Annotated in this window: 25 protein-coding genes; 13 read left to right on the top strand and 12 right to left on the bottom strand. The window is 72.0% G+C overall.

Going from position 1 to position 24,956, the window contains the following annotated elements; genetic code table 11:
- Positions 1–64: 64 nt before the first annotated feature.
- Positions 65–1,054, top strand: a complete 990-nt coding sequence (gene moaA / locus AC07B0_RS25070; protein ID WP_356879597.1) for a GTP 3',8-cyclase MoaA — start codon at positions 65–67, stop codon at positions 1,052–1,054.
- Between the two features lie 61 nt (positions 1,055–1,115).
- Here the strand turns inward: moaA and AC07B0_RS25065 are convergent, their stop codons facing one another.
- On the bottom strand, positions 1,116–1,370 hold the full coding sequence (locus AC07B0_RS25065; protein ID WP_478865976.1) for a hypothetical protein: 255 nt from the start codon (positions 1,368–1,370) through the stop codon (positions 1,116–1,118).
- 156 nt (positions 1,371–1,526) lie between these two features.
- Positions 1,527–1,859, bottom strand: coding sequence for a DUF3099 domain-containing protein (locus AC07B0_RS25060; RefSeq protein ID WP_467291444.1), 333 nt, complete (start codon positions 1,857–1,859; stop codon positions 1,527–1,529).
- Positions 1,860–2,036: 177 nt separating this feature from the next.
- On the opposite strand from AC07B0_RS25060, the gene AC07B0_RS25055 reads away from it, so the two are divergent.
- Positions 2,037–2,312 carry a GlsB/YeaQ/YmgE family stress response membrane protein gene (locus AC07B0_RS25055; RefSeq protein WP_356879591.1) on the top strand — a complete coding sequence of 92 codons (276 nt, stop codon included), beginning with the start codon at positions 2,037–2,039 and terminating at the stop codon, positions 2,310–2,312.
- Positions 2,313–2,379: 67 nt separating this feature from the next.
- Here AC07B0_RS25055 and tyrS read toward each other — a convergent pair whose 3' ends face one another.
- The 3 genes from tyrS to AC07B0_RS25040 are packed head-to-tail and all read right to left on the bottom strand — an operon-like array spanning position 2,380 to position 6,650.
- Positions 2,380–3,645 carry a tyrosine--tRNA ligase gene (tyrS, locus tag AC07B0_RS25050; protein ID WP_356879589.1) on the bottom strand — a complete coding sequence of 422 codons (1,266 nt, stop codon included), beginning with the start codon at positions 3,643–3,645 and terminating at the stop codon, positions 2,380–2,382.
- 51 nt (positions 3,646–3,696) lie between these two features.
- A complete protein-coding gene (locus AC07B0_RS25045; RefSeq protein ID WP_469383594.1) occupies positions 3,697–5,088 on the bottom strand; it encodes a metallopeptidase TldD-related protein in 1,392 nt (463 codons plus the stop codon).
- On the bottom strand, positions 5,088–6,650 hold the full coding sequence (locus tag AC07B0_RS25040) for a TldD/PmbA family protein (RefSeq protein ID WP_478898975.1): 1,563 nt from the start codon (positions 6,648–6,650) through the stop codon (positions 5,088–5,090). Before AC07B0_RS25040 ends, AC07B0_RS25045 begins: the two co-directional genes overlap by 1 nt.
- Before the next feature lie 146 nt (positions 6,651–6,796).
- Here AC07B0_RS25040 and fabG point away from each other — a divergent pair, with 146 nt between their 5' ends.
- From fabG to AC07B0_RS25025, 3 genes are all read left to right on the top strand, one after another.
- Positions 6,797–7,516 (top strand): 3-oxoacyl-[acyl-carrier-protein] reductase, encoded by a 720-nt coding sequence (fabG, locus tag AC07B0_RS25035; protein ID WP_356879583.1) that lies wholly within the window; start codon positions 6,797–6,799, stop codon positions 7,514–7,516.
- A gap of 4 nt (positions 7,517–7,520) precedes the next feature.
- Positions 7,521–8,291 carry an enoyl-ACP reductase FabI gene (gene fabI / locus AC07B0_RS25030; RefSeq protein ID WP_356879581.1) on the top strand — a complete coding sequence of 257 codons (771 nt, stop codon included), beginning with the start codon at positions 7,521–7,523 and terminating at the stop codon, positions 8,289–8,291.
- A 233-nt stretch (positions 8,292–8,524) separates the two neighbouring features.
- A complete protein-coding gene (locus AC07B0_RS25025) occupies positions 8,525–8,962 on the top strand; it encodes a hypothetical protein (protein ID WP_356879579.1) in 438 nt (145 codons plus the stop codon).
- Positions 8,963–8,975: 13 nt separating this feature from the next.
- On the opposite strand, the gene AC07B0_RS25020 is transcribed toward AC07B0_RS25025, so the two are convergent.
- The gene (locus tag AC07B0_RS25020; protein WP_356879577.1) at positions 8,976–9,647 is read right to left on the bottom strand and encodes a FadR/GntR family transcriptional regulator; all 672 of its coding nucleotides are present in this window, start codon (positions 9,645–9,647) and stop codon (positions 8,976–8,978) included.
- Positions 9,648–9,704: 57 nt separating this feature from the next.
- Here AC07B0_RS25020 and AC07B0_RS25015 point away from each other — a divergent pair, with 57 nt between their 5' ends.
- From AC07B0_RS25015 to AC07B0_RS25000, 4 genes are all read left to right on the top strand, one after another.
- Positions 9,705–10,991: a CynX/NimT family MFS transporter gene (locus tag AC07B0_RS25015; RefSeq protein WP_478898974.1), complete on the top strand. Its 1,287-nt coding sequence runs from the start codon at positions 9,705–9,707 to the stop codon at positions 10,989–10,991.
- Between the two features lie 5 nt (positions 10,992–10,996).
- The gene (locus AC07B0_RS25010; protein WP_467291456.1) at positions 10,997–11,116 is read left to right on the top strand and encodes an SGM_5486 family transporter-associated protein; all 120 of its coding nucleotides are present in this window, start codon (positions 10,997–10,999) and stop codon (positions 11,114–11,116) included.
- Between the two features lie 158 nt (positions 11,117–11,274).
- The gene (locus AC07B0_RS25005) at positions 11,275–11,505 is read left to right on the top strand and encodes a hypothetical protein (RefSeq protein ID WP_356879571.1); all 231 of its coding nucleotides are present in this window, start codon (positions 11,275–11,277) and stop codon (positions 11,503–11,505) included.
- A gap of 88 nt (positions 11,506–11,593) precedes the next feature.
- Positions 11,594–12,115, top strand: coding sequence for a SixA phosphatase family protein (locus tag AC07B0_RS25000; protein WP_356879569.1), 522 nt, complete (start codon positions 11,594–11,596; stop codon positions 12,113–12,115).
- 66 nt (positions 12,116–12,181) lie between these two features.
- Here AC07B0_RS25000 and AC07B0_RS24995 read toward each other — a convergent pair whose 3' ends face one another.
- The 5 genes from AC07B0_RS24995 to serB all read right to left on the bottom strand — a co-directional run bounded on the left by AC07B0_RS24995 (position 12,182) and on the right by serB (position 17,541).
- Positions 12,182–12,985, bottom strand: a complete 804-nt coding sequence (locus AC07B0_RS24995) for a tryptophan 2,3-dioxygenase family protein (RefSeq protein ID WP_478898973.1) — start codon at positions 12,983–12,985, stop codon at positions 12,182–12,184.
- Positions 12,978–13,925, bottom strand: coding sequence for a diiron oxygenase (locus tag AC07B0_RS24990; protein WP_356879565.1), 948 nt, complete (start codon positions 13,923–13,925; stop codon positions 12,978–12,980). Before AC07B0_RS24990 ends, AC07B0_RS24995 begins: the two co-directional genes overlap by 8 nt.
- Complete coding sequence (locus AC07B0_RS24985) at positions 13,922–15,229, bottom strand: aminotransferase class I/II-fold pyridoxal phosphate-dependent enzyme (RefSeq protein WP_478898972.1); 1,308 nt, start codon at positions 15,227–15,229, stop codon at positions 13,922–13,924. Before AC07B0_RS24985 ends, AC07B0_RS24990 begins: the two co-directional genes overlap by 4 nt.
- Positions 15,229–16,038: an SDR family NAD(P)-dependent oxidoreductase gene (locus AC07B0_RS24980; protein WP_356879561.1), complete on the bottom strand. Its 810-nt coding sequence runs from the start codon at positions 16,036–16,038 to the stop codon at positions 15,229–15,231. Before AC07B0_RS24980 ends, AC07B0_RS24985 begins: the two co-directional genes overlap by 1 nt.
- 303 nt (positions 16,039–16,341) lie before the next feature.
- Complete coding sequence (serB, locus tag AC07B0_RS24975) at positions 16,342–17,541, bottom strand: phosphoserine phosphatase SerB (RefSeq protein WP_356879559.1); 1,200 nt, start codon at positions 17,539–17,541, stop codon at positions 16,342–16,344.
- A 381-nt stretch (positions 17,542–17,922) separates the two neighbouring features.
- Here serB and AC07B0_RS24970 point away from each other — a divergent pair, with 381 nt between their 5' ends.
- On the top strand, positions 17,923–20,451 hold the full coding sequence (locus tag AC07B0_RS24970; RefSeq protein WP_356879557.1) for an ABC transporter ATP-binding protein/permease: 2,529 nt from the start codon (positions 17,923–17,925) through the stop codon (positions 20,449–20,451).
- 113 nt (positions 20,452–20,564) lie between these two features.
- On the opposite strand, the gene AC07B0_RS24965 is transcribed toward AC07B0_RS24970, so the two are convergent.
- Positions 20,565–21,209: a transglycosylase SLT domain-containing protein gene (locus AC07B0_RS24965; protein ID WP_356879554.1), complete on the bottom strand. Its 645-nt coding sequence runs from the start codon at positions 21,207–21,209 to the stop codon at positions 20,565–20,567.
- Between the two features lie 471 nt (positions 21,210–21,680).
- Here AC07B0_RS24965 and AC07B0_RS24960 point away from each other — a divergent pair, with 471 nt between their 5' ends.
- The 3 genes from AC07B0_RS24960 to AC07B0_RS24950 all read left to right on the top strand — a co-directional run bounded on the left by AC07B0_RS24960 (position 21,681) and on the right by AC07B0_RS24950 (position 23,964).
- Positions 21,681–22,907, top strand: coding sequence for a GAF domain-containing sensor histidine kinase (locus AC07B0_RS24960; RefSeq protein WP_478898971.1), 1,227 nt, complete (start codon positions 21,681–21,683; stop codon positions 22,905–22,907).
- Positions 22,900–23,568: a response regulator gene (locus tag AC07B0_RS24955; RefSeq protein ID WP_469383577.1), complete on the top strand. Its 669-nt coding sequence runs from the start codon at positions 22,900–22,902 to the stop codon at positions 23,566–23,568. The genes AC07B0_RS24960 and AC07B0_RS24955 overlap by 8 nt, the downstream gene beginning before the upstream one ends.
- Before the next feature lie 150 nt (positions 23,569–23,718).
- Entirely contained in the window at positions 23,719–23,964 is a 246-nt protein-coding gene (locus AC07B0_RS24950) for a chaplin (protein WP_356879667.1), read from the top strand.
- Positions 23,965–24,956 lie beyond the last annotated feature (992 nt).

Genomic DNA, 24,956 nt, shown 5'->3' with positions numbered 1-24,956 from the left:
AGCGCTTCCGCGTATCCGCGACGGCGTCGACCTCTACAGAACCGGACAGGGGAGGGGGCCCACAGTGCTTCTCGACACGTACGGCCGCGTGGCCACTGACCTGCGCGTCTCACTCACCGACCGGTGCAACCTGCGCTGCACCTACTGCATGCCCGAAGAGGGACTCCAGTGGCTCGGCAAGTCCGACCTGCTGAGCGACGAGGAGATCGTCCGGCTGATCCGCATCGCCGTCACCCGGCTCGGGATCACCGAGGTCCGCTTCACCGGCGGCGAGCCGCTGCTGCGCCCCGGCATCGTCGGGATCGTCGAGCAGTGCGCGGCCCTGGAGCCCCGCCCCCAGATGTCGCTGACCACCAACGGCATCGGCCTCAAGCGCACTGCCCAGGCCCTCAAGGCGGCCGGCCTGGACCGAGTGAACGTTTCGCTCGACACCCTGCGCCCCGAGGTGTTCAAGACCCTCACCCGCCGCGACCGCCACAAGGACGTCATCGAGGGCATGGCGGCCGCCCGCGAAGCGGGCCTGACCCCCGTCAAGGTCAACGCCGTCCTGATGCCCGGGCTCAACGACGACGAGGCCCCCGACCTGCTCGCCTGGGCCGTGGAGAACGAGTACGAACTCCGCTTCATCGAGCAGATGCCGCTCGACGCCCAGCACGGCTGGAAGCGCGACGGCATGATCACCGCCGGGGACATCCTCCAGTCCCTGCGCACCCGCTTCACGCTCACCGAGGAAGGCGCCGACGAACGCGGCTCCGCCCCGGCCGAGCGCTGGGTGGTCGACGGCGGCCCGGCCACCGTCGGCGTCATCGCCTCCGTCACCCGCCCGTTCTGCGGCGCCTGCGACCGTACGCGGCTCACGGCCGACGGCCAGGTCCGTACGTGCCTGTTCGCCACGGAGGAGTCCGACCTGCGGGCCGCCCTGCGCTCGGGCGCCCCGGACGAGGAGATCGCCCGCCTGTGGAAGGTGGCGATGTGGGGCAAGAAGGCCGGCTCCGGCCTCGACGACCCGACGTTCCTCCAGCCCGACCGCCCGATGTCGGCGATCGGCGGCTGACGAGCGGGGCCGGACCCGGATCCGGCCCGGCCTCGACCCCGTCCTGAGCCCCCGCGGGGGCTCAGGCGCGTTCCGAGCCCTCCGGCTGGACCCACTCGTCGAGCTTCACCACGTCCTTCAGGAAGCCCCGGACCCCCAGGAACTGGGACAGGTGCTCGCGGTGCTCCTCGCACGCCAGCCAGGTCTTGCGCCGCGCGGGCGTGTGCAGCGTCGGGTTGTTCCACGCCAGGACCCAGACCGCCGCGTCACGGCAGCCCTTGGCGGAGCAGGTGGGTACGGTCTCGGAGCCGGGTGCGTTCAGATCAGGGGAGTTCACGGCCTCAACCCTACAAACGTCCCCGGGCCCACCGACGGAAGGGCGACGCCGGGCAGCCACGGGGGGAGCTGCCCGGCGTCGGTCCGTCGCTCCGACGGGGGATGCGGAGCGCGTAGGCAGTATGTCACGCAGGACCCGGTCGGGTGCACCGGAACTTCATGATTGATCTGAGCTCTTCTTGAGGTTCTCCGACTCCAGTGCGGGGCGCACAGGCGTGGGAACGAAGTGTGAGGGAAGGGAGGGCGTCGACTCCCGGCCCGCGTTGGCGATGACCACCGCGACGTACGGCAGCAGGGCGCCCGCGACGAGCGTCACGATCGCCACATGGCGCTCCACGTTCCACAGGACCACCGTGGCGATGACCGAAAGGGTCCGGACGGTCATCGAGATCACGTACCGGCGCTGCCGTCCCCGCACGTCCTCGGCGAGGCCCATCCGCGCTCCGGTGATCCGGAAGACCTCGGCCCCGTTCCGCTTCGTCCGCTGCACGCTCCACCACCGATCCACCCGCCGGACGCACCCAGGCCCGGAACCCTTCCACGGTACGCCGCCCGCCGTCCGCCGTGGTGAGCGGGTGTCCCCCGGATGGCTCTGCCCGAAATGCGCCGTTCGTCGCAGGGGTTGAGACTGGCCTGACATGCGCACATCGCGCCCGAGGAGGCGGACATGAGTTGGTTGTGGGCGATCATCGTCGGTTTCGTGCTGGGCCTGATCGCCCGGGCGATCCTGCCCGGCAAGCAGCACCAGCCCCTCTGGCTGACCGTGATCTTCGGCATCATCGGCGGCGTCCTCGGCAACGCCGTCGCCGGCTGGATCGGCGTCGCCGACACCAAGGGCATCGACTGGATCCGCCACCTGCTGCAACTGGTCGGCGCGGTCCTGATCGTCGGCCTCGGCGACATGGCCTACATGGCGCTGCGGGGCAACAAGCGGACGGCCTGAGCGCACGACGAGGGGCCGGTACGGACACACCGTCCGTACCGGCCCCTCGTCACGGGCGGGGTGCGCCTCAGCCGGTGACCTCGACGGCGGCCAGGTTCTTCTTGCCGCGCCGCAGCACCAGCCAGCGGCCGTGCAGCAGGTCCTCCGGGACGGGGACCGCGTCCTCGGCGGTGACCTTCACGTTGTTCACGTAGGCGCCGCCCTCCTTCACGGTCCGGCGCCCGGCCGACTTGCTCGCCACCAGGCCGGTCTCCGCGAGCAGGTCCACGACCTGGCCCAGCTCGGAAACCTTCGCGTGCGGCAGCTCCGACAGGGCCGCGGCCAGCGTGGCCTCGTCCAGTTCCGCCAGCTCGCCCTGCCCGAACAGCGCCTTCGACGCGGCGATCACGGCGGCGCACTGGTCCGCGCCGTGCACCAGCGAGGTCAGCTCCTGCGCCAGCGCCCGCTGCGCGGCGCGCGCCTGCGGCCGCTCGGCGGTCTGCGCCTCCAGCGCCTCCAGCTCCTCACGGCTCTGGAACGACAGGATCCGCATGTAGGTGGAGATGTCCCGGTCGTCCACGTTCAGCCAGAACTGGTAGAACGCGTACGGGGTGGTCATCTCCGGGTCCAGCCAGACGGCCCCGCCCTCGGTCTTGCCGAACTTGGTGCCGTCCGCCTTGACCATCAGCGGCGTCGCCATGGCGTGGACGTGCGCGCCCGGCTCGACCCGGTGGATCAGGTCGAGGCCGGCCGTCAGGTTGCCCCACTGGTCGGAGCCGCCCTGCTGGAGCACGCAGCCGTGGCGCCGGTACAGCTCCAGGAAGTCCATGCCCTGGAGCAGCTGGTAGCTGAACTCCGTGTAGCTGATGCCCTGGTCCGACTCCAGCCGCTTGGCGACCGAGTCCTTCGTCAGCATCTTGTTGACGCGGAAGTGCTTGCCGATGTCCCGGAGGAACTCGATGGCGGACATGCCCGCCGTCCAGTCCAGGTTGTTCACCAGGACCGCCGCGTTCTCGCCCTCGAAGGACAGGAACGGCTCGATCTGCGAACGCAGCCGGTTCACCCACTCGGCGATGACCGCGGGGTCGTTCAGGGTGCGCTCGGCCGTCGGGCGCGGGTCGCCGATCTGGCCCGTGGCCCCGCCGACCAGCGCCAGCGGACGGTTGCCCGCCAGCTGGAGCCGGCGCATGGTCAGGACCTGCACGAGGTGACCCACGTGCAGCGAGGCCGCCGTCGGGTCGTAGCCGCAATAGAACGTGACCGGACCGTCCGCGAACGCCTTGCGCAGCGCTTCTTCGTCGGTGGACTGGGCGAAGAGCCCGCGCCACTTCAGTTCGTCGACGATGTCCGTCACGGTCTCTCGACTCCTTCGGTGTCTGAAATTGCCTCGGTCAGTCTAGGTGGGTCAGACGCCCTTGCTGACCGAGCTCATGTTGAAGTCCGGGATGCGCAGCGCCGGCATCGAAGCCCGGGTGAAGTAGTCGCCCCACTCGCGCGGCAGCGTCTTCTCGGTCCGGCCCGCCTCCGAGGCCCGGGACAGCAGGTCCACGGGGGACTCGTTGAACCGGAAGTTGTTCACCTCGCCCACGACCTGCCCGTTCTCCACCAGGTACACGCCGTCGCGGGTCAGGCCCGTGAGCAGCAGCGTGGCCGGGTCGACCTCGCGGATGTACCAGAGGCAGGTGAGCAGCAGCCCGCGCTCGGTCCCGGCGACCATCTCGTCGAGGGACTTCTCGCCGCCGCCGTCCAGGATCAGGTTCCCGAAGCCGGGGGACAGGTCCAGCCCGGTCAGGGCGGCGCTGTGCCGGGTCGTCGTCAGCCGCTTCAGTTCGCCACCGCTGATCCAGTCGGTCGGCGGGACCGGCAGGCCGTTGTCGAAGACGGACGCGTCGTCGCCGGAGCTGTGGGCGATCACGAAGGGCGCGGACTCCAGGCCCGGCGCGTTCGGGTCGCTGCGCAGGGTCAGCGGGAGCGCGGAGAGCCGCTCGCCGATCCGGGTGCCGCCGCCGGGCTGGGAGAAGACCGTACGGCCCTCCACCGCGTCCCGGGCCGCCGCCGACCACATCTGGTAGATCAGCAGGTCGGCCACGGCCGTCGGCGGCAGCAGGGTCTCGTACCGTCCGGCGGGCAGCTCGATCTTCCGCTCGGCCCAGCCCAGGCGCACGGCGAGCTCCGCGTCCAGCACGGTCGGGTCCACGTCCTTGAAGTCCCGCGTCGCGCGGCCGGCCCAGGCCGAGCGCAGCCGGTCCGGGGACTTGGCGTTGAGCTCCAGGGTGCCGTTCGGCTGGTCGTGGCGCAGCCGCAGGCCCGTGGAGGTGCCGACGTACGTGGAGACCAGCTCGTGGTTGGCGAAGCCGTACAGCTCCCGCCCGCCCGCGCGGGCCCGGGCGAAGGCCTCGCCGAGGGCCGGGGCGAAGTCCGCGAACACCGCCGAGGAGGTCTCCGCCGGGGCGTCGGCGAAGTCCGGCGAGGCCGGGGTCCCGGCGACCAGCGGCTGGGCGTCCTCGGCGGGACCGGCCCCGCGCGCGGCCGCCTCGGCGGCCCGTACGAGGGGCTCCAGGTCGGCGGCGGTGACGGCGGAGCGCGAGACGACCCCCGAGGCCGTCCCCTCCTTGCCGTCGACGGTGGCGATGACCGTCAGGGTCCGGCCGCGGGTGACACCGTTGGTGGTGAGCGCGTTGCCGGCCCAGCGCAGGTTGGCGCTGGACTCCTCGTCGGCGATGACGACGCAGCCGTCGGCCGTGGACAGCTCCAGGGCCCGCTCGACGATCTCGTGAGGCTTGGTTCGGGTCGACATCAGCGTCCGGCCTCCTGCGTGGTGTTGAGGATGTTCACGTCGCGGAACAGCGCGGACGGGCAGCCGTGCGAGACCGCCGCGACCTGGCCCGGCTGGGCCTTGCCGCAGTTGAAGGCGCCGCCCAGGACGTAGGTCTGCGGGCCGCCGACCTTCTCCATCGATCCCCAGAACTCGGTGGTCGTTGCCTGGTAGGCCACGTCGCGCAGCTGCCCGGCCAGCCGGCCGTTCTCGATGCGGAAGAACCGCTGCCCGGTGAACTGGAAGTTGTAGCGCTGCATGTCGATCGACCAGGAGCGGTCGCCGACCACGTAGATCCCGCGCTCGACCCCGCCGATCAGGTCCTCCGTGGACAGCCCGCCCGGGTCCGGCTGGAGGGAGACGTTCGCCATCCGCTGGACGGGCACGTGCCCGGGGGAGTCCGCGTACGCGCAGCCGTTGGAGCGTCCGAGGTCCGTCAGCTTCGCGATCCGCCGGTCCGTCTGGTAGCCGGCCAGGGTGCCGTCCTTGACGAGGTCCCAGCTCTGCGCCGCCACGCCCTCGTCGTCGTAGCCGATCGTGGCCAGGCCGTGCTCCGCCGTGCGGTCACCGGTCACGTTCATGATCGAGGAGCCGTACTTGAGCTTGCCGAGCTGGTCGAAGGTGGCGAAGGAGGTCCCCGCGTACGCCGCCTCGTAGCCCAGCGCCCGGTCCAGCTCGGTGGCGTGGCCGATGGACTCGTGGATGGTGAGCCACAGGTTGGAGGGGTCCACGACGAGGTCGTAGCGGCCGGCCTCCACGCTCGGGGCCCGCATCTTCTCGGCGAGCAGGCCGGGGATCTCCTCCAGCTCGGAGTTCCAGTCCCAGCCGGTGCCCGTCAGGTACTCCCAGCCGCGCCCGGCGGGCGGGGCGATGGTGCGCATGGAGTCGAACTCGCCCGTCACCGCGTTCACGGCGACGGCGGTGAGCTGCGGGTGGACGCGGACCCGCTGCTGGGTGGTGGAGGTGCCCGCGGTGTCGGCGTAGAACTTGTTCTCGTGGACGGCGAGCAGCGAGGCGTCCACGTGCGCGACCCCGTCGGCGGCCAGCAGCCGCGTGCTCCAGTCGGCGAGGAGGGCCGCCTTCTCGGCGTCCGGCACCTCGAACGGGTTCACGTCGTAGGCGGAGATCCAGGTCTTGTCGGCGTGCACCGGCTCGTCGGCGAGCTCGACCCGCTCGTCGGAGCCCGCGGCCTTGATCACCTGGGCGGACAGCTTCGCCATGGCCACGGCCTGCGAGGCCACCTTCGCGGCGCCGTCCATGGTCAGGTCCACGCCGGAGGCGAAGCCCCAGCTGCCGCCGTGCACGACCCGCACCGCGTATCCGAGGTCGGTGGTGTCGGAGCCGCCGGAGGGCTTGGCGTCGCGCAGCCGCCAGGAGGCGCTGCGGATCCGCTCCAGCCGGAAGTCGGCGTGGTCGGCGCCCAGCGCGCGGGCCCGGGCGAGCGCCGCGTCGGCGAGCGCCCGCAAGGGCAGCGCGGTGAAAGCCGCGTCGATGGAATGGGCCACGGAAGTCCTCCCGAGGTCGGGGCCGGTCGCCCCGATCATGTCGCGCCCGGGGCTCTTGTGCCTACATCTTTCTGTAGGGACTCGACAGAGCCCGTCCCGAGGCCCTGTCGGAGCCGGATTCTCCGGATGCCCCGCGGGGCCTATAGGTTTTTGCTAATCAAGACAGCTAGCGAAAGGGTGATCCGTTGAGCCGCTCGGTTCTCGTCACCGGAGGAAACCGGGGCATCGGCCTCGCCATCGCCCGAGCGTTCGCGCAGGCCGGCGACAAGGTCGCGATCACGTACCGGTCGGGCGAGCCGCCGGAGGAGCTCGTGTCGCTGGGTGTCCTTGCGGTGCGTTGCGACATCACCGACTCCGAGCAGGTGGAGCAGGCCTACAAGGAGATCGAGGACAAGCACGGCGCGGTCGAGGTGCTGGTGGCCAACGCCGGCATCACCAAGGACACGCTGCTGATGCGGATGTCCGAGGACGACTTCGCGTCCGTCGTCGACACCAACCTCACCGGCACCTTCCGGGTGGTCAAGCGGGCCAACCGCGGCATGCTCCGCGCCAAGAAGGGCCGCGTGGTCCTGATCTCCTCGGTCGTGGGGCTGATGGGATCCGCGGGCCAGGCCAACTACGCTGCCTCGAAGGCGGCGCTGGTGGGCTTCGCCCGCTCGCTCGCCCGAGAGCTCGGCTCCCGCAACATCACCTTCAACGTCGTCGCCCCGGGCTTCGTGGACACCGACATGACGAAGGTGCTCACCGACGAGCAGCGCGCGGGCATCGTGGCGCAGGTGCCGCTGGCCCGCTACGCGCAGCCCGAGGAGATCGCGGCAGCCGTGAGCTTCCTGGCGTCCGACGACGCCGCGTACATCACAGGAGCCGTCATTCCCGTTGACGGCGGATTGGGCATGGGTCACTGATCACATGAGTGGAATCCTCGACGGCAAGCGCATCCTCATCACCGGGGTGCTGATGGAGTCGTCCATCGCCTTCCACACCGCCAAGCTGGCCCAGGAGCAGGGCGCCGAGGTCATCCTCACGGCGTTCCCGCGCCCGACGCTGACCGAGCGCATCGCGAAGAAGCTGCCCAAGCCGGTCAAGGTGCTGGAGCTCGACGTCACCAACGACGAGCACCTGGCCCGCCTGGAGGGCCTCGTCCGCGACGAGCTGGGCGGCCTCGACGGTGTCGTCCACTCGATCGGCTTCGCGCCGCAGGACGCCCTCGGCGGCAACTTCCTGAACACCCCGTTCGAGTCGGTCGCCACCGCCATGCACGTCTCGGCGTTCTCGCTGAAGTCGCTGACCATGGCCTGCAAGCCGCTGTTCCCGGCGGAGGGCGCGGCCGTCGTCGGCCTCACCTTCGACGCGCAGTACGCCTGGCCGCAGTACGACTGGATGGGCCCGGCCAAGGCGGCGCTGGAGGCCACCAGCCGTTACCTCGCCCGCGACCTGGGCAAGGAGAACATCCGCTGCAACCTGGTCTCGGCCGGTCCGATCGGCTCCATGGCCGCGAAGTCCATCCCGGGCTTCTCCGAGCTGGCCGACGTCTGGAACTCCCGCTCCATGCTGGAGTGGGACATGAGCGACCCGGAGCCGGCCGGCAAGGGCGTCGTCGCCCTGCTGTCGGACTGGTTCCCGAAGACCACGGGCGAGATCGTCCACGTGGACGGCGGTCTGCACGCGATGGGTGCCTGATCCCCGGATCCCGGCGTCCTCGCGTCCGTACGGCGGTGGCCGCGCTTCCCCCCGGGGGAGGCGCGGCCACCGCCGTTTTCGCGTCCGGGCGGGGTGTACGGGCGGGGTGTACGGGCCGCGTTCGATCGGATGTTCGTCGTCTGACCGGATCTTTCCGAGTCGAAAACCAGGACAGATGCCTGCAAACTGGCCACGTCGGGATCTTCCCGGCGTGGTCGGGGCGGAGGTACGGCGTGCGCACGAGGCCGAACCGAGCGGTATCCCTGCTGGTCACCTCGGTGGTACTCACCGGACTCCTGATCCCGGGGGCCTTCGCGCAGCCCGCCGACCGCGACCCCGCCCCCGGCCCCGAGGCGGCGGCCCCGGCGGCCGTCGACCTCGTCGAGATGCCCGTGGAACCCCCCGCACAGCCCGCCGCGCCCACCGGACGGGAACTCTTCGGCGCCGACTGCGACACCGAGATCGACGGCTCGCGGGTGACGGCCAACTGCCACAACGCCTACCCCGAGACCGACCTGATCCGGCTGCACGTGGAGTGCGACCGCTGGTGGGACGTGGACGGCGACGGCGCGGCCGTGCCACTGGGCCCGGCCGGCCGCGTCCAGCTCGCCGGCCGCTGCTGGAAAGAGGTCCGCTCCGCCTGGGTGAGCCACCAGCGGCCCGCGGCCTGAGGCTCCGGCGCCGCTACTCGCGGCCCAGGCAGACGAACGGGTAGCCCGCCGCCTCCGAAGCGGCCGCGTCCCCGTCCCCGCGGCGGATCGCCTCGATCAGCCGGGCGTGGTCCAGGTGGGACGCCGGGTCCAGCACCGTGCCGACGTCCGTGCGCAGCCAGTCGGCCACCAGGTCGCCGAGGTCCGCGTACAGCTCGATCAGCACGTCGTTGTGCGAGGCCGTCACCACCGCCATGTGCAGACTCACGTCCGCCGCCACGAACAGTTCCGCGTTCCCGCTCTCCCACGCCTCCTCGCGCCGCGCCAGCAGCGCGTCCAGCTGGACGAGGTCCCGCGCGGTCCGCCGCTCGGCCGCCAGCCGGGCCGCCGAGGACTCCAGCGTCGAGCGGAGCTCCGCGACGTGCCGCGGGTCGGCGCCCGCGAAGCGCCGGTGCATCACCCCCGCGAGCTCGCTGGTGGCGATCACGTACGTGCCCGAGCCCTGCCGGATGTCCAGCAGCCCGTTGTGCGCGAGGGCGCGCACGGCCTCGCGCACGGTGTTGCGGGCGACGCCCAGCAGTTCCACCAGCTCCGGCTCGGTGGGGATGCGGGAACCGACCGGCCACTCGCCGGAGGTGATCTGGTTCCTCAGCTGGGTGATCACCTGGTCGACGAGCGCGGAGCGCCGGGGCGAGGTCAGCGGCATGGGGTCCTCTCTAGCGCGACTGGACAACGAATCATCCCATGATTCTATGATGGTTGAATGTCCGACGAAGAAATCCAGACCCTGAACCGCCCGCCGGCCGCCACGAGCTCCGCCGTCCGGACCCACCCCGCCGCCCCCCACGCCGCCCCCAAGTGGCTCGGTCCGGTGCTCATCGTCGGAATCGTGCTGGCCGCCCTGAACCTGCGCCCCGCCATCACCAGCCTCGGCGCCCTCTTCGAGGAGACCCGCACCGGCCTCCACATGAGCGGCACCGTCGCCGGCCTCATCACCTCCGTCCCCGCCCTCTGCTTCGCCGTCTTCGGCGTCACCGCGCCCCGGCTCTCCCGCCGCTTCGGCCCGGCCGCCGTCGTCTGCGCCGGCATGGCCGCCGTCGCCACGGGCCTGCTGATCCGGCCCTTCGCGACCAACGCCGCGGGCTTCCTCGCCGCCAGCGCCCTGTCCCTGGCCGGCATAGCCCTGACCAACGTCCTCCTGCCGGTGATCGTCAAGCGCTGGTTCCCCGACCGCGTCGGTACGATGACGGGCCTGTACTCCATGGCCCTGGCCGCCGGCACCTCCCTCGCCGCCGCCGCGACCGTCCCGCTGACCTCCGCCCTCGGCGGCAGCTGGCGCACCGGCCTGCTCGTCTGGGCCGTCCTCGCCGCGGCCGCCGTACTGCCCTGGCTGCCCATCGCCGCCGCCGGCCGCCGCGAGAAGGCCGCCGCACCCGCCGCCGTACGCGAGGACACCGGCCCCTCCGTGATCCGCAGCCGCACCGCCTGGGCGCTGGCCTGCTACTTCGGCCTCCAGGCCACCGGCGCCTACGTCACCATGGGCTGGCTCCCGCAGATCTTCCGCGACGCCGGGGTCTCCGCGTCCACCGCCGGCGTGCTGCTCGCCGTCACCATGGTCATGGGCGTCCCCCTCGCCTTCGTCATCCCCGGCCTCGCCGGACGGATGCGCCACCAGGGCCCCATCGCCGTCGTCCTCGGCCTCTTCGGCCTCGCCGGCTACCTCGGGCTCTACCTCGCCCCCGCCGCCGGAGCCTGGGCCTGGGCCCTGCTCCTCGGCATCTCCAACTGCGCGTTCCCGCTCGTCATCACGATGATCGGGCTGCGCGCCAAGTCCCCGGCCGGAGTCGTCAAGCTCTCCGCCTTCGCCCAGAGCACCGGCTACCTCATCTCCATCCCCGGACCGCTCGTCATCGGCACCCTCTACCAGCACAGCGGCGGCTGGGACCTGCCCCTCGCCCTCATGGCGGGCCTCCTCGTCCCGCAGATCGCCCTCGGCGTCCTCGCGGGACGGGACCGCACGATCGAGGACGAATGCGGCATGCGAAACTGAACGGCATGTCGCCCGTACTCGAACCGAACCCCCAGAACGGCCACAAGAAGCTCGGCCTCGTCCTCGGCGCGATGCTCGCCATCACCGTGATCATCGGCGTCATCGCGACGATCGCCTCCCCCTGAACCCCGGCCCGCTCCCGGGACGGTGGGGATATCCCCACCATCCCCTAGGGGGCCAGGTTCAGGGTCCACTGGGGTGTGCCCCGGATGGGAACCGCCGCCTCGGATCCATAGATTCGAAGCAGCGATCCAGTCCCGGCCCAGCACCCCCGGAGGCGGCCATGTCGGCCCCCACGCACGCCCCGTCCCGCACCGCGCGCCCCGCGCGCCGACGCCCCGCCGTCCACGCCGGCGCGAACGCCCGCCTGCACTGGTGGGCGCTGGCCCTGCCCGCCCTCGCCTTCGGGCTGCTCCTGCTGCTCCTCGCCGGATCCGGCCAGGCCCACGCGGCCCCCGCGGAGCCCTCCGGACTGATCCAGGTGACCCAGCAGCTGCTGCGCGCCGTCGGCTGACTCCGGGCGCCGGGACGTGCGCCACCCCCCTGCGGCGGCCGCCCAACACCCTGCGCCCCGTGGCCCGTTTCGTGCGAAGCTGGGAGCCATGAGCGCCGACACACCCCGCAGGATCGCCCTCCTCCGGCACGCCAAGGCCGACTGGCCCCAGGTGGCCGACCACGAACGCCCGCTGGCGGAACGCGGCCGCAAGGACGCGCCGGCCGTCGGACTGAAGCTGGCCGAGACCGGAATCGCCTTCGACCTGGCCCTCTGCTCCACCGCCGCCCGCACCCGGGAGACCTGGAAGCTCGCCGTCCAGGAGCTTCCGCACCGGCCGAGGACCTCGTACGAGGAGCGCCTCTACGACGCCTCGCTGGGCGAGCTCATCGCCCTGCTGAACGAGACCTCCGACGAGGTCCGGGACCTGCTCGTCATCGGCCACAACCCCGGCATGCACGCCCTGGCCGACGCCCTCTCCGGGCGCGCCGAGGGCGACGCCCTGGCCCGGATGACCCGTACCGGCTTCCCGACCGCCGCCCTCGCCGTCGTCTCCTTCACCGGCTCGTGGAAGTCCCTGGAGCACGGGGTGGGCACGCTGCTGGACTTCTGGACCCCGAAGGAACACTGAGCGCACCGGAACACCGAGCGCACCGGCACCCGGGCCGCCCTCGCGAGCGGCCCGGGCCCGGGGGTGTCACCGGCCGGGCAGGGCCGCCGCCTCGCCGCCCCGCGCCTCCCACAGCTCCGGGTAGAACCGCCGGTGGACCGCCGCCCGCAGGTGCGCGACCCCGCTGCTGCCCCCGGTGCCCGGACGCCCGCCGATCTGCCGCTCCACGAGCAGCGCGTGGCAGGCTCGCCACTCCGTCCAGATCTCGTCGTGGTCGACGAGGGCCTCCGCCAGCTCGGCCAGCTCGGCGAGCTCGGCCGCGTCCCCGTCCCGGGGAAGGTCCCCGAGCCGCCCGTACGCCGCCCGCCGGCCGGCCTCCGTCGCCACCTCGAAACCGGCCTTGCCCAGCAGCCCGAGGAAGGCCTCCCACAGCGTGGGCTCAGCGAGCCGCGCCCGCAGCCGCTCCCGCTCCGCGGCGCCCAGCCCGGCCACGACCCGGGCGCCGTACTCCCCGTGCACCCAGTCGGCCCCCGACAGCGCCGCGATCTCCACGTACTGCGCCGACTGGGCGCCGCTGCTGCTGCCCAGCGCCCCGCGGAACGCGTGGAACTCCCGCGGCGGCATCCCGCGCAGCGGACGCATCCCGGCGATGAGCGCCCGGGTGATCACCGTGCTCCGCACGAGCCGGGCCCGGGCCGTGCGCGGGTCGCCGTCGAGGATCCGCTCCCGGGCGTCGGACAGCTCACCGAGCAGCTGCGCGAACCACAGTTCCTGCACCTGGTGGACGGTGATGAACAGCCGCTCGTCGCGCACCCCGTCCGCCAGGGGGACCTGGAGCGCCAGCAGCTCGGGCAGTCGCAGGTAGCCGGCGTAGGTGACGGTGTCAGACATCGGAGTCCTCCGGTGCGTGCAGTCCGTACAGGGCGAACGCGTCGGTGACGCCGGGCAGGTCGAAGGCGTCGACCTGGGCGCACAGCCGCAGCGTGGAGCGGGAGATGGTCTGGATGCGGTCGATGCCCGCGTCGCCGCCGTAGACGTCCGTCAGGACGGCCTCCGTCCGGTCCTCGTCCAGACCGGCGCGGCGCAGCGAGTCGTACACCGGCTCCAGGTCCCAGTCGAGCGCGGCGCGGATCATCGCGGGCAGGGCCCGGGCGGCCAGGACCCGGCGCCGCTCGTCGAGCCGGGCCCACAGTTCGAGGAAGAAGGCGGAGAAGAAGCGGTGGTGGCGTCCCTCGTCCTTGGCGTGGTCGCGCATCAGCTCGCGGACCGTGCTCACCACGGTCGGGTCCTGGGGCACCTCGTTGAGCACCGCGGTGATGAGCGTCTCGAAGACGACCGCCTGCAACTGGCCGGCGAGGACCGGGTCGTCGGGCAGCAGCCGGCGCCCGGTGTCCTGGAGGGCCGTGACGAAACCGCCGTAGTCCACGTCGGGCACGGGAATGCCGGTGACGGCGGCCACCTGGTCGGCCAGGTCCAGGCTGTACAGGGCGTGGTAGCCCTCGTCGCAGTACACCTTGAAGGCGTCCATCCGCAGCGCGGTGGGGAAGTGCAGTCCGGAGGTGCCGTTGGCGACGGGCTCGGCGGCCCCGTTGACCACGCGGGTCTCCAGGTGGGTGGTCGAGTGCAGGAACTGGTAGAGGTGCCGTACGGAGACCTCGCGGATCCGCTCCGGCTCCAGGGCCTTCACCTCGGGATGGGACAGGTGCGGCACCAGGGCGTCGGGGAAGAACACCCGGCCCTGCTCGGCCTCGGCGTGGAAGATCCGCCGGACTCCGCCGCGTACGCCCGCGGTCTCGTACCAGCGGTCGAGGGGACCTGGGGCCGTGGTCATGGGCGTCTTCCGTTCGGTGAGGAGGGGAGGGGGAGTGGGAGGGGGAGCGGGGCGGGGTCTGCGGCCGGACCGGCGGCCGGGTCGAGGTGGGCGGCGATCCGCCGGACCGCCTCGGCCACCAGGGGCGCGTCGACGGTGTGGCACAGCCGGAACCAGCCCGGCTGCGGGGAGCGGAAGGCCCCGCCGGGCAGGACGCTGACCTTCGCGGTGTCGAACAGCTCGCGCCACAGCCGCCGTTCGGCCTCGAATCCGGTGCCGGGCAGCCACCGGCGCAGGTCCAGCCACACAGAGAAGCCCGCCTCGGCCGGGGCGTACGGGATGCCGTGCGCGTCCAGGAGCGCGACGAGGTGCCCGTACGAGGAACCCAGGCGGCGGCGGCCCGCCGCGAGGAAGGACGCCACCCACGCAGGGTCCGCCAGGAGCCCGGCGAGGGTGTCCTGGGTGGCGGTGGAGACGGGGGCGAAGTAGGCCATCGCCCGTGCGGCGTCCCGGACGCGGGGATCGCGGGTGTGCAGGACGCCGGTCTTCAGCCCGGGCAGCCCGAAGTCCTTCGCGAAGCCCCACACCACGTGGGTGCGCCCGGCCCAGTGCGGATTGACGGCCGGGTCGGCGGCGCTGGTGAAGGCGTGCTCGCCGAAGACGGCGTGGGCGTAGATCTCGTCGGAGATCAGGTCCACGTCGTGCTCGCGGGCCACGCGCAGCACAGCGGCGAGGACCTCCGGCGGGTGCACCTCGCCGATCGGGTTGGAGGGGGAGGAGAGGGCGACGGCGCGCACGGTCGTCCCCTCGGAGCGGGCCTCCTTCAGAGCCCGGTCGACGGCGTCGGCCGTCAGCCGGAAGCCGTCGTCGGGGGACAGCGGCGCCGGCCGGATCCGGGCGCCGGAGCGGCCGCCGAGGTCGGTGTCGAAGGCCCCGTAGTAGGGGGCGGGCACCACGATGGCCTCGCCCGGGTCGCACAGGACGGAGGCGATCGCGTCGAGTGCCCCGGTCGCCCCGCTGATCACCACCAGGTCGTCGGCGTCCAGCGGGGTCCGGCAGGTCGCGGAGAGCAGTGCCGCGATCCGCTCGCGCAGTACCGCGGTGCCGTGCAGCGGCGCGTAGCGGGCGGTGGCCTCGGCCATGGGGGGCAGGGCGGCCAGCCGGTCTTCGAGGAGGTCCCAGAGCAGGCGGTTCTCGGCGGTGCCGAGGTTGATGTAGCCGTCGGGGCGCAGGTGCGCGTCGTACGGCTGTGCCTCCGCGCGGAAGTGGGCCTCGGCGATGGCCGGGGTGTCGGCGAGGAGCCGGGCGGCCTGGCGGGAGACCATCAGTGCCCCCCGCTGTCGACGCCGGCGGAGGTGAGCAGGCCGGGGTTGACCCCGAGGCCCATGGAGGCGTCGATGACGGCGCCGTGGAGCGAGGTGGAGTGCTCGCCCGCCAGCCACCAGACCAGTTCCGCGATCTCCTCGGAGCGGATCAGGCGGCTCTTGGGCAGCCGGGCGGTCAGGGCCGCGAGCTCCTCGGGGGAGAGCTTGTCGAGGGTGCTGGCCTGGAACATCGCGGTCTCGACGGCGCCGGGGCAGACGGCGAAGACGTCCACCGGGGTGTGCACCAGGTCGGCGGCGAGATGGCGGGTGAGGTAGGTGAGCGCGGCCTTGCTCATGCCGTCGGCGGGATGGAAGCCGGGGAACTGGAAGATCCCGCCGCCCACGCTGGAGATGTTGATGATCTTGCCGTAGCCGTTGTCCAGCATGCCGGGAAGCACCTGCTCGGTGAGCCACAGCGGGCCGACCGCGTTGATCCGGAAGAACTCCGAGGCCTTGTCGTGCCGGGGGCCGTCGGAGTACCGGTCGATGGTCTTGGACCCCACGGCGGCGTTGTTCACCAGGATCTCGACCGGGCCGGGAAGGGATTCCAGGAGCCGTTCGTGGTCGTCCCAGTTGCCCTGGTCGAAGGGGAAGGCCTCCACCTTGGCGTGGCCGGTCAGGGCCAGCTCGTGCACCAGCTCCTCGGCCCGGGCCCGGCCGTTGCGATACGTGAACCAGACCGTCCAGTCCTCTTCCTGAGCGAACCTCTCCACGCAGGCCCGGCCGATACCGCCCGAGCCTCCCGTGATGAGGACACTTCGAGTCACCATTGTTACCCCTTGAACGATCAATACTGACCGATGGCTGCTGTCGCGTTCACGACAGCGCGGCCACAGTATTTCTCGCAACTGGAGTGCGAATAGGGCGACTTCGGGCACTGGTTGTCCGAGATGCCTCTTGTGCGGGCGCGGATGTCTTCGATGCGCCGCAGGGTTCGCGCCCCGCCCGGAGGGGCCGATGGCCGGTTCGAGCGCATCGTGCGCGCCCTTCGAGTGGCCGGATATAGAGGAACGCCCGGCCGGGAAGAACCCGGCCGGGCGGTATGGAAAGGCTGTGGGTGTGCTCCGGACCCGTCAGGCCAGGTCAGCGGCCTCGACTTCCTCGCGGGTGATGCCGAGCAGGTACAGGACCGCGTCCAGGAAGGGCACGTTCACCGCCGTGTGCGCGGCCTCGCGCACCACCGGCTTGGCGTTGAACGCCACGCCCAGACCCGCCGCGTTCAGCATGTCGAGGTCGTTGGCGCCGTCGCCGATCGCCACCGTCTGGGCCAGCGGCACCCCCGCCTCGGCGGCGAAGCGCCGCAGCAGCCGGGCCTTGCCCGCACGGTCGACGATCTCGCCCGTGACCCGGCCGGTCAGCTTGCCCTCGAGGATTTCGAGAGTGTTCGCCGAGGCGAAGTCCAGCCCCAGCCGCTCCCGCAAGTCGTCCGTCACCTGGGTGAAGCCGCCCGAGACCACGCCCACCTGGTAGCCGAGGGTCTTCAGCGTGCGGATGAGGGTCCGGGCGCCCGGGGTCAGCCGCACCTCGGAGCGGACCTTGTCCACCACGGACGCGTCCAGCCCCGCCAGCAGCGCGACCCGGGCGTGCAGGGACTGCTCGAAGTCCAGCTCCCCGCGCATCGCCCGCTCGGTCACCTCGGCGACCTCCGCCTCGCAGCCCGCGTGCGCCGCGAAGAGCTCGATGACCTCGTCCTGGATCAGGGTCGAGTCCACGTCCATGACGACCAGCCGCTGGGCCCGGCGGTGCAGCCCCGCGGACACCACGGCCACGTCGACGCCGATCTGCGCGGAAGCCGTGGCCAGTGCGGTGCGCAGCGGCTCCGTCTCCACGCCCGACACGGCGAACTCGACCGCGGTCACCGGATACTTCGCGAGGCGGAAGATGCGGTCGATGTTGCCGCCGGTCCCGGTGATCCGAGCCGCTATGGCCGCCGTGGACTCGGCGGTGAGCGGGTGTCCGAGGACCGTGACGTGCGAGCGGCCGCTGCCGCGCGGCCGGTTGTCGCCGGTCCCGGAGAGGATCTCGGCCTGCAGCCTGAGCGACTCGGCCCAGCTGTGGACGGTGGCCCGCAGCTCGCCTTCGGCGCCGCCGGCGGGTTGGGTGACGAGGGCGCACAGGACGATGCGGCCACGGGTGACGACCTGCTCGATGTCGACGACGTCGACGGAGTAGGCGGCGAGGGTGTCGAACAGCCCGGCGGTGATCCCGGGACGGTCCTTGCCGAAGATCTTGACGAGGAGGGTGGGGACGTCGGAGGTCTGCGAAGCGCTCATGGTGTCCTCACCGTATCTTCCCGGCTCCGAGGGGCGGACATCCGTCCCACTCCCTGAACCGGCCCCGCCGCCCCCAGGGGCTCCGGCCGGGCGGCGGGGCCCGACCCGCGGCGGCGACGCCGGACGCGGGGCGGCGGCACGTCTGCTCCCGCGTCCGGTCCCCCGTCACTACCGAGCGGTAGGCGGCGCGACGCCCGGGCGAGAAGTCCCCTATTTCACTCTCCGGGTGACTTTCGACCCCGTCGGCGGACAGCCGTCGACACCCCGGCGAGGCCCCGATTCCACATGTGGCCGCAGGCCTGAAATAGTTCCCCCGGATGTTCGCCATCCCTAGACTCCCTGACGTCAGGGGGATTCTCGGGGGACTTAAGTGGGGCTGGAGTGCCGGAACTCGTACTGGAATTGAATGGAAGGACCTGGACGCTCGATCCGTCCAGGTCGTACTCGCTGGGGCGCGATCCCCAGGGAGACGTGGTGATCGACGACGCCCGGGTGTCCTGGAGGCACGCCACCATCAGCTGGAACGGCCGCGGTTGGGGCATCGAGGACCACGGCAGCACCAACGGCACGTACGTGCACGGTGCGCGGGTCCAGCAGACGGAACTCGTACCCGGCACGCCGGTCCACCTGGGCAACGCGACCGACGGTCCGCGGCTGGATCTCAGCGCCGCCGCCCCGGCCGCCGCCGCCCAGCAGGCCCCGGCGTACCAGGTCCCGGCCGCGCAGGGACAGGCGCACCAGCAGGCCCCGGCGTACCAGGCCCCGGTCCAGCAGCAGTGGGAACAGCAGCACCAGGCCCAGCCGCAGCACCAGCAGCCGCAGCACCAGCAGCCGCACGTGCCGCAGCAGCAGGGCGGCCCGGCGCAGGCCGCACCGAACCCCGGCTACAGCGACCACCGCAGCCCGACGACGTTCCACCAGCTCTCGCTGGGCCACGTCATGCGCATCGGCCGCGCGCTGGAGAACGAGCTGGTCGTCTCCGACCTCCAGGTCTCCCGCCACCACGCCGAGTTCCGCGCGATGCCCGGCGGCCGCTTCGAGATCCACGACCTCGGCAGCCACAACGGCACCTACGTCAACGGTCAGCCGCTCGCCAAGTCCGGTACCGCGCTGCTCGGCCCCAACGACATCGTCGGCGTCGGCCACTCGACCTTCCGCATCGTCGGCGACCGGCTGGAGGAGTTCGTCGACACCGGCGAGGTCTCCTTCTCGGCCCGCCACCTCACGGTGACCGTCGACGGCGGCAAGCAGATCCTCAAGGACGTCACCTTCGGCGTCCCGGAGAAGTCCCTCATCGGCGTCATCGGCCCCTCCGGCTCGGGCAAGTCGACCCTCCTCAAGGCGCTCACCGGCTACCGGCCCGCCGACCAGGGTGACGTCCTCTACGACAACCGCAACCTGTACAAGCAGTTCGCGGAACTCCGCCAGCGCATCGGCCTCGTCCCGCAGGACGACATCCTGCACAAGGAACTGAAGGTCAGCACCGCCCTCAAGTACGCGGCCAAGCTCCGCTTCCCCGGCGACACCGCCGAGTCCGAGCGCGCCGCCCGCATCAACGAGGTGCTGCGCGAGCTCAAGCTCGACATCCACAAGGACAAGAAGATCACCTCGCTCTCCGGTGGTCAGCGCAAGCGCGTGTCCGTGGCCCTGGAGCTGCTCACCAAGCCCTCGCTGATCTTCCTGGACGAGCCGACCTCCGGCCTCGACCCGGGCATGGACCGCGACGTCATGCAGCTGCTCCGCGGCCTCGCCGACGACGGCCGCACCGTCCTGGTCGTCACCCACTCCGTCGCCGAGCTGGCCATCTGCGACAAGCTGCTGGTCATGGCCCCCGGCGGTTCCGTCGCCTACTTCGGCCCGCCGGACGAGGCGCTGAACTTCTTCGGCTACACCACCTGGGCCGACGTGTTCTCCGCCTTCGAGAACTACCGCGACTACGACTGGGCCGGCCGCTGGAAGGGCTCGCAGCACTACCAGCTCTACGCCGCCGACATCGACGCGGTCGCCCCGCAGTCGGTCGCCATGCCGTCGCCGCAGCAGATGCGCCCGCCCAAGCCCCAGGGCTGGGGCTCGCAGCTCTGGACGCTGATCCGCCGCTACGTCTCGGTGATCGCCTCCGACAAGGGCTTCATCGGCCTGATGCTGATCCTGCCCGCGGTCCTGGGCGTGGTCTCCACGGTCATCCCCGCGACCTTCGGCCTCGCGCCCCCGAAGCCGCCGTCCCAGTTCAACGGCGACGCCGGCACGATCATGCTGATCCTCGCGGTCGGCATGTGCTTCTCGGGCGCCGCGAACTCGGTCCGAGAACTGATCAAGGAACGCGTCATCTACGAGCGTGAACGCGCGACTGGCCTGTCCCGGTCCGCGTACCTCATGTCGAAGGTGATCGTCCTCGGCGTCATCACGGCCATCCAGGGCGTCGTCATCTGCGCGATCGGCTTCTTCCCGCGCGACCTGCCCACCGAGGGCCTGCTGATGCCGCCGGCCGTCGAGCTGTGCCTGTCGGTCATCGCGCTGGGCTTCACCTCGATGATGTTCGGCCTGGTGATCTCCTCGCTGGTGAAGACCGCCGAGAAGACCATGCCCCTGCTCGTCATGTTCGCGATCGTCCAGGTCGTCTTCACCGGCATCCTCTTCCAGGTCTACGACTCCCCGGGCCTGGAGCAGTTCGCCTGGCTGATGCCGTCCCGCTGGGCGGTCGCCGCCGCCGGCACCACGCTGAACCTCGGCAAGCTCATGCCGCCGTGGGACCGCGACAACCCGACCAACACCGACCCGCTCTGGGACGCCACGGTCGGCCAGTGGAGCCTGAACATCACCGTCCTGCTGCTCCTCGGCATCGCCTGCGGCTTCCTGGTCCAGCGCCTGCTGCGCCGCCACGAGCCCGAGGTCATGCGGGCCGGCAAGTAGCGGGAACGCCACGCGGCGGGAACCCCGCGCACGCGCGAAAACGCCTCGGGGCGGCATCCGGAGTACCGGGTGCCGCCCCGAGGCGCATGGGGGTCCTGCCGACGTCCGCGCTCTCAGTAGGCGCTGTTGACGTTGTCCATCGAGCCGTAGCGGTCGGCCGCGTAGTTGCAGGCGGCGACGATGTTCGCGACCGGGTCGTACTGGTCGAACTTGGTGCCCTTGACGTGGTACGCCTTGAAGGTCGGGAGGATGACCTGGAGCAGACCCTTGCTGGGGATGCCGTTCTGGGCGTTGATGTCCCAGTTGTTGATCGCCAGCGGGTTGCCGCTCGACTCACGCATGATGTTCTTGTGGATCCCCTGGTAGGTGCCGGGGATGCCCTCGCGCTTCATGATGAAGAGCGCTTCCTTGATCCAGCCGTCCAGGTTGTTCGCGAAGACCGGGGTGCGGGTGGCGGACCGGCTCGCGGCCGCCTTCTTCTCGCGCTCCTTCTTGGCGTCGGCCTCGGCCTTGGCCTTCGCGGCCGCCGCGTCCTTCGCCACCTTGCTCGCGACCGCCTGCTGCGCGCCGAGGTGCTGCTGTACCGACGGGGTCCACGCCACGGGGGCGGCGTTGATCGTCACCGCCTCCGTCTCCGCGGCACCGGCCGGGACGAGGGAGAAGGCGAGCGCGGCGGCACCGAGCGTGGCGACACCGGCAACGGACAGCTTGTGTGCCTTCGTCAGACGACTGTGACCGGGAGTGCTGGAAGCAGACATGGCGGGGCAACCTCTTCGAATAGCGGGAGCCGCAGGAAAGCGCCGCGTGGATCCGGGATCCGCGGCGCTGTGCGACGTCGACATTCTTAGCGGTGGCAAAAACGCATGGCAAAGGTGTGACGTACGATCCCGCTTAGTGGATCAGGGCGCCCGACAGAACCGGCAATGACGGACATGCCGCTAGGCGCGACCGAGCTGATGCCGTCTTTATGCGTCCACTATCGGGCTTCGTAAGTGATGTGCGTCCTATGCCCGGGCTCACATCGGCCACGTAACGGTCTCGCCCAGAGTTGCACCAGCAATGCAAAGGGTGACGAAACTCCTCCCTGAGGATGATCCGCCCCCCGCCACCCTCGTCCCCCAGGCAGACCCCGGCGCCCCCGGCCCCCTCCCTCCGCCGTACGCCCCCGGTCCCCGGGCCTAGGCCCGAGGACCGATCCCGCAGGTCAGGGCCGCCGGTACGGTGACCCCATGTACTACGGACCCTGCACCGGGCTCGCGGCCGTCAGTACCGCGCTGCTCGCCATGAGCCGCCGGCTGGAGGTCCAGGACGTCCTGCGCACGATCGTCGCCTCGGCCCGCGAGCTGCTCGGCGCCGAGTACGCCGCCCTCGGCGTCCCCGACGACCACGGGGGCTTCGCCCAGTTCGTCGTGGACGGCATCAGCGAGGAGCAGTGGCGGGCCATCGGCCCGCTGCCCCGCCAGCACGGCGTCCTCGCCGCGATGCTCCACGAGGACACCCCCGAGCGCCTGGCCGACGTACGCGAGGACCCGCGCTTCGGGGGCTGGCCCGCCGCCCACCCCGACATGTCCGACTTCCTCGGGATGCCCATCCGGGACGGCGAGGAGACCCTCGGCGCCCTCTTCCTCGCCAACAAGCGCGGCGGCGAGCGCGGCGACGGGCGCGGCGGCGACGGGCATGGCGAGGACGGGCGTGGCGAGGACGGGCGTGGCGACGGCGGGCGCTGCGGATCCGGAGGCGAGGGCTTCACCGACGAGGACGAGGAACTCCTCTCCCTCCTCGCCCAGCACGCGGCCATCGCCCTCACCAACGCCCGCCTCTACGAGCGCAGCCGCGAGCTCACCATCGCCGAGGAACGCTCCCGCCTCGCCCACGAGCTGCACGACGCCGTCAGCCAGAAGCTGTTCTCCCTGCGCCTCACCGCCCAGGCCGCCGCAGCCCTCGTGGACCGCGACCCCGCCCGGGCCAAGGGGGAGCTCCACCAGGTCGCCGTCCTGGCCGCCGAGGCCGCCGACGAACTGCGCGCCGCCGTGACCGAGCTCCGCCCCGCCGCGCTGGACGAGGACGGGCTCGTCGCGACCCTGCGCAACCACGTCCGCGTCCTGGACCGCGCCCACACCGCGAGCGTCACCTTCACCTGTGACGGCGTACGGGCCCTGCCCGCGACCCAGGAGGAAGCCGTCCTGCGCGTCGCCCAGGAAGCCCTCCACAACGCCCTGCGGCACTCCGGCGCCGACCGCGTCGAGGTCGCCCTCGTGCGGACCCCGGCCGGCGGAGCGGTCCTGCGCGTGCGGGACTGGGGCCGCGGCTTCTCCCCTTCCACGGTCCGCAAGGCGGGCCGCCACCTCGGCCTGGTGTCCATGCGGGACCGGGCGAGCGGGGCCGGCGGCCGGCTGGAGGTCCACTCGGAGCCCGGCGAGGGCACCACGATCGAGATGGAGGTCCCCGGTGGCTGAGACCGGCACCCCGGGCGGCGGCCCCGCCCGCATCCGCGTCCTGCTCGTCGACGACCACCAGGTGGTCCGGCGCGGCCTGCGCACGTTCCTGGAGGTCCAGGACGACATAGAGGTGGTCGGCGAGGCCGGTGACGGCGAGGAGGGCATCGCCCGCGCCGAGGAGCTGCGGCCCGACGTCATCCTCATGGACGTCAAGATGCCCGGCACCGACGGCGTCGAGGCCCTGCGGCGGCTGCGCGCCCTGGGCAACCCGGCCCGGGTCCTGATCGTCACCAGCTTCACCGAGCAGCGCACGGTGGTCCCCGCCCTGCGGGCCGGCGCCGCCGGATACGTCTACAAGGACATCGACCCCGACGCCCTGGCCGGGGCCATCCGCTCCGTCCACGCGGGCCACGTCCTGCTCCAGCCGGAAGTCGCGGAGGTCCTCCTCGCACAGGAGGACCAGCCGGCCGGCGCCGGCCGGCCGGGCTCGCTGACCGACCGCGAACGGGAGGTCCTCGGGCTGATCGCCGACGGCCGGTCCAACCGGGAGATCGCCCGGGCCCTCGTGCTGTCGGAGAAGACGGTCAAGACCCACGTCTCGAACATCCTGATGAAACTGGACCTCTCGGACCGGACCCAGGCGGCGTTGTGGGCGGTCAGGCACGGTATGGCGGAGTAATCGGACCGTCTTCTTTACGGACTCTGATTCAACAGAGATTCATACGGTCGGGTGTATGTCGCCCACATGGCGTATCCCCGCCGTCGGGCGGGCGTTCTCCATGGCGTGCCGCGACGGCTGGTCGCGGCAGACGTACTGGAGGACGAGAACGTGAAGAACTTCAAGAAGGCCGCAGCCGTCACCATGATCGCGGGCGGGCTCGTCGCCGCCGGCGCCGGTGTCTCCTCGGCGCACGGCGGTGCGTCCGCGGAGGGCGAGGCCCTGCACTCGCCCGGCGTGGCCTCCGGGAACCTGCTCCAGGTCCCCGTAAACGTCCCCGTGAACGTGGTCGGCAACACGGTCAACGTGATCGGCCTGCTGAACGGCGCCTGGGGCAACACCGGCGTGAACGCCTGACCCGCCCCGCCCCACCCCGGCCCCGCTTCCCCCCTCTCCCTGGGAAGCGGGGCCGCAGCACTCCCCCCCGGCCCCTCCCGGCCACCCCACCCGCCCTACCTCTGCCGCCCCTCCCGGCTCCGCCGCCCGCTTCGGCTCTTCCGCCCTCCCGGCTGCGCCGCCGGCTCTGGCCCTGCCGGTCTCCCGGCTTCGCCGACCGCTCTGGCTCTGTCGGGCTCCCCGGCTTCGCCGACGGCTCTGGCTCTGACGCCCCTCTCGGCTTCGCCGACGGCTCTGGCCCTGCCGCGCCGCCCGCTTCGGCCCTGCCGAGCCTCCCGGCCGCGCCGACCGCTCTGGCTCTGTCAGGCTTCTCGGCTTCGCCGACGGCTCCGATCCTGCCGGGCCTCCCGGCTGCGCCGCCCGCTCTGGCTCTGTCGGGCTTCTCGGCTTCGCCGCCCGCTCCGGTCCTGCCGGCCTCCCGGCTGCGCCGCCCGCTCCGGCCCTGCCGCCCCTCCCGGCTGCGCCGCCCGCTCCGGCCCTGCCGCCCCTCCCGGCTTCGCCGACGGCTCCGGCTCTGCCGGCTCCCCGGCTGCGCCGCCCGCTCTGGCCCTGCCGGGCCTTCCGGCTGCGCCGACGGCACTGGCCCTGCCGGGCCTTCCGGCTGTGCCGACCGCTCTGGCTCCGCTGGCCCTTTCGGGCTGCGTCGGCCCGTTCCGGCTCCGCCGACCGTTCTGCCTCGCCGGGTCTTCTGGCTCCGCCGGGGCCTCCGGCTCTGCCGGGCCCTCCCAGCTCCTTCGGCTCCCTCCGGGTACGGAGGCGTTCGAGGTGCGGGGGATCCGGATCGCATCCGGCCGAGCCCCCGCGTCACCCCGCCCCAAACCGTCCTTCCGACCCTTACCCGAGCCTTCGGGCTGTGCCCGAGCCTTCGGGCTGTGCCCGAGCCTTCGGGCTGTGCCCGAGCCTTCGGGCTGTGCCCGAGCCTTCGGGCTGTGCCCGAGCCTTCGGGCTGTGCG

Source organism: Streptomyces sp. NPDC044704, assembly GCF_056433525.1.
The sequence above is the reverse complement of the archived record's forward strand: the minus strand, read 5'-3'. Positions and strand labels throughout refer to the sequence as shown.

What these genes read in the sequence shown, in the direction of transcription:
- AC07B0_RS25055 (WP_356879591.1), top strand. Translation starts at nt 2,037, where the DNA reads ATGAGTTGGTTGTGGGCGATCATCGTCGGTTTCGTGCTGGGCCTGATC.
- AC07B0_RS25045 (WP_469383594.1), bottom strand. Translation starts at nt 5,088, where the DNA reads ATGTCGACCCGAACCAAGCCTCACGAGATCGTCGAGCGGGCCCTGGAG.
- AC07B0_RS25040 (WP_478898975.1), bottom strand. Translation starts at nt 6,650, where the DNA reads ATGATCGGGGCGACCGGCCCCGACCTCGGGAGGACTTCCGTGGCCCAT.
- fabI (WP_356879581.1), top strand. Translation starts at nt 7,521, where the DNA reads ATGAGTGGAATCCTCGACGGCAAGCGCATCCTCATCACCGGGGTGCTG.
- AC07B0_RS25020 (WP_356879577.1), bottom strand. Translation starts at nt 9,647, where the DNA reads ATGCCGCTGACCTCGCCCCGGCGCTCCGCGCTCGTCGACCAGGTGATC.
- AC07B0_RS25015 (WP_478898974.1), top strand. Translation starts at nt 9,705, where the DNA reads ATGTCCGACGAAGAAATCCAGACCCTGAACCGCCCGCCGGCCGCCACG.
- AC07B0_RS25010 (WP_467291456.1), top strand. Translation starts at nt 10,997, where the DNA reads ATGTCGCCCGTACTCGAACCGAACCCCCAGAACGGCCACAAGAAGCTC.
- AC07B0_RS25005 (WP_356879571.1), top strand. Translation starts at nt 11,275, where the DNA reads ATGTCGGCCCCCACGCACGCCCCGTCCCGCACCGCGCGCCCCGCGCGC.
- AC07B0_RS25000 (WP_356879569.1), top strand. Translation starts at nt 11,594, where the DNA reads ATGAGCGCCGACACACCCCGCAGGATCGCCCTCCTCCGGCACGCCAAG.
- AC07B0_RS24995 (WP_478898973.1), bottom strand. Translation starts at nt 12,985, where the DNA reads ATGTCTGACACCGTCACCTACGCCGGCTACCTGCGACTGCCCGAGCTG.
- AC07B0_RS24990 (WP_356879565.1), bottom strand. Translation starts at nt 13,925, where the DNA reads ATGACCACGGCCCCAGGTCCCCTCGACCGCTGGTACGAGACCGCGGGC.
- AC07B0_RS24985 (WP_478898972.1), bottom strand. Translation starts at nt 15,229, where the DNA reads ATGGTCTCCCGCCAGGCCGCCCGGCTCCTCGCCGACACCCCGGCCATC.
- AC07B0_RS24980 (WP_356879561.1), bottom strand. Translation starts at nt 16,038, where the DNA reads ATGGTGACTCGAAGTGTCCTCATCACGGGAGGCTCGGGCGGTATCGGC.
- serB (WP_356879559.1), bottom strand. Translation starts at nt 17,541, where the DNA reads ATGAGCGCTTCGCAGACCTCCGACGTCCCCACCCTCCTCGTCAAGATC.
- AC07B0_RS24965 (WP_356879554.1), bottom strand. Translation starts at nt 21,209, where the DNA reads ATGTCTGCTTCCAGCACTCCCGGTCACAGTCGTCTGACGAAGGCACAC.
- AC07B0_RS24960 (WP_478898971.1), top strand. Translation starts at nt 21,681, where the DNA reads ATGTACTACGGACCCTGCACCGGGCTCGCGGCCGTCAGTACCGCGCTG.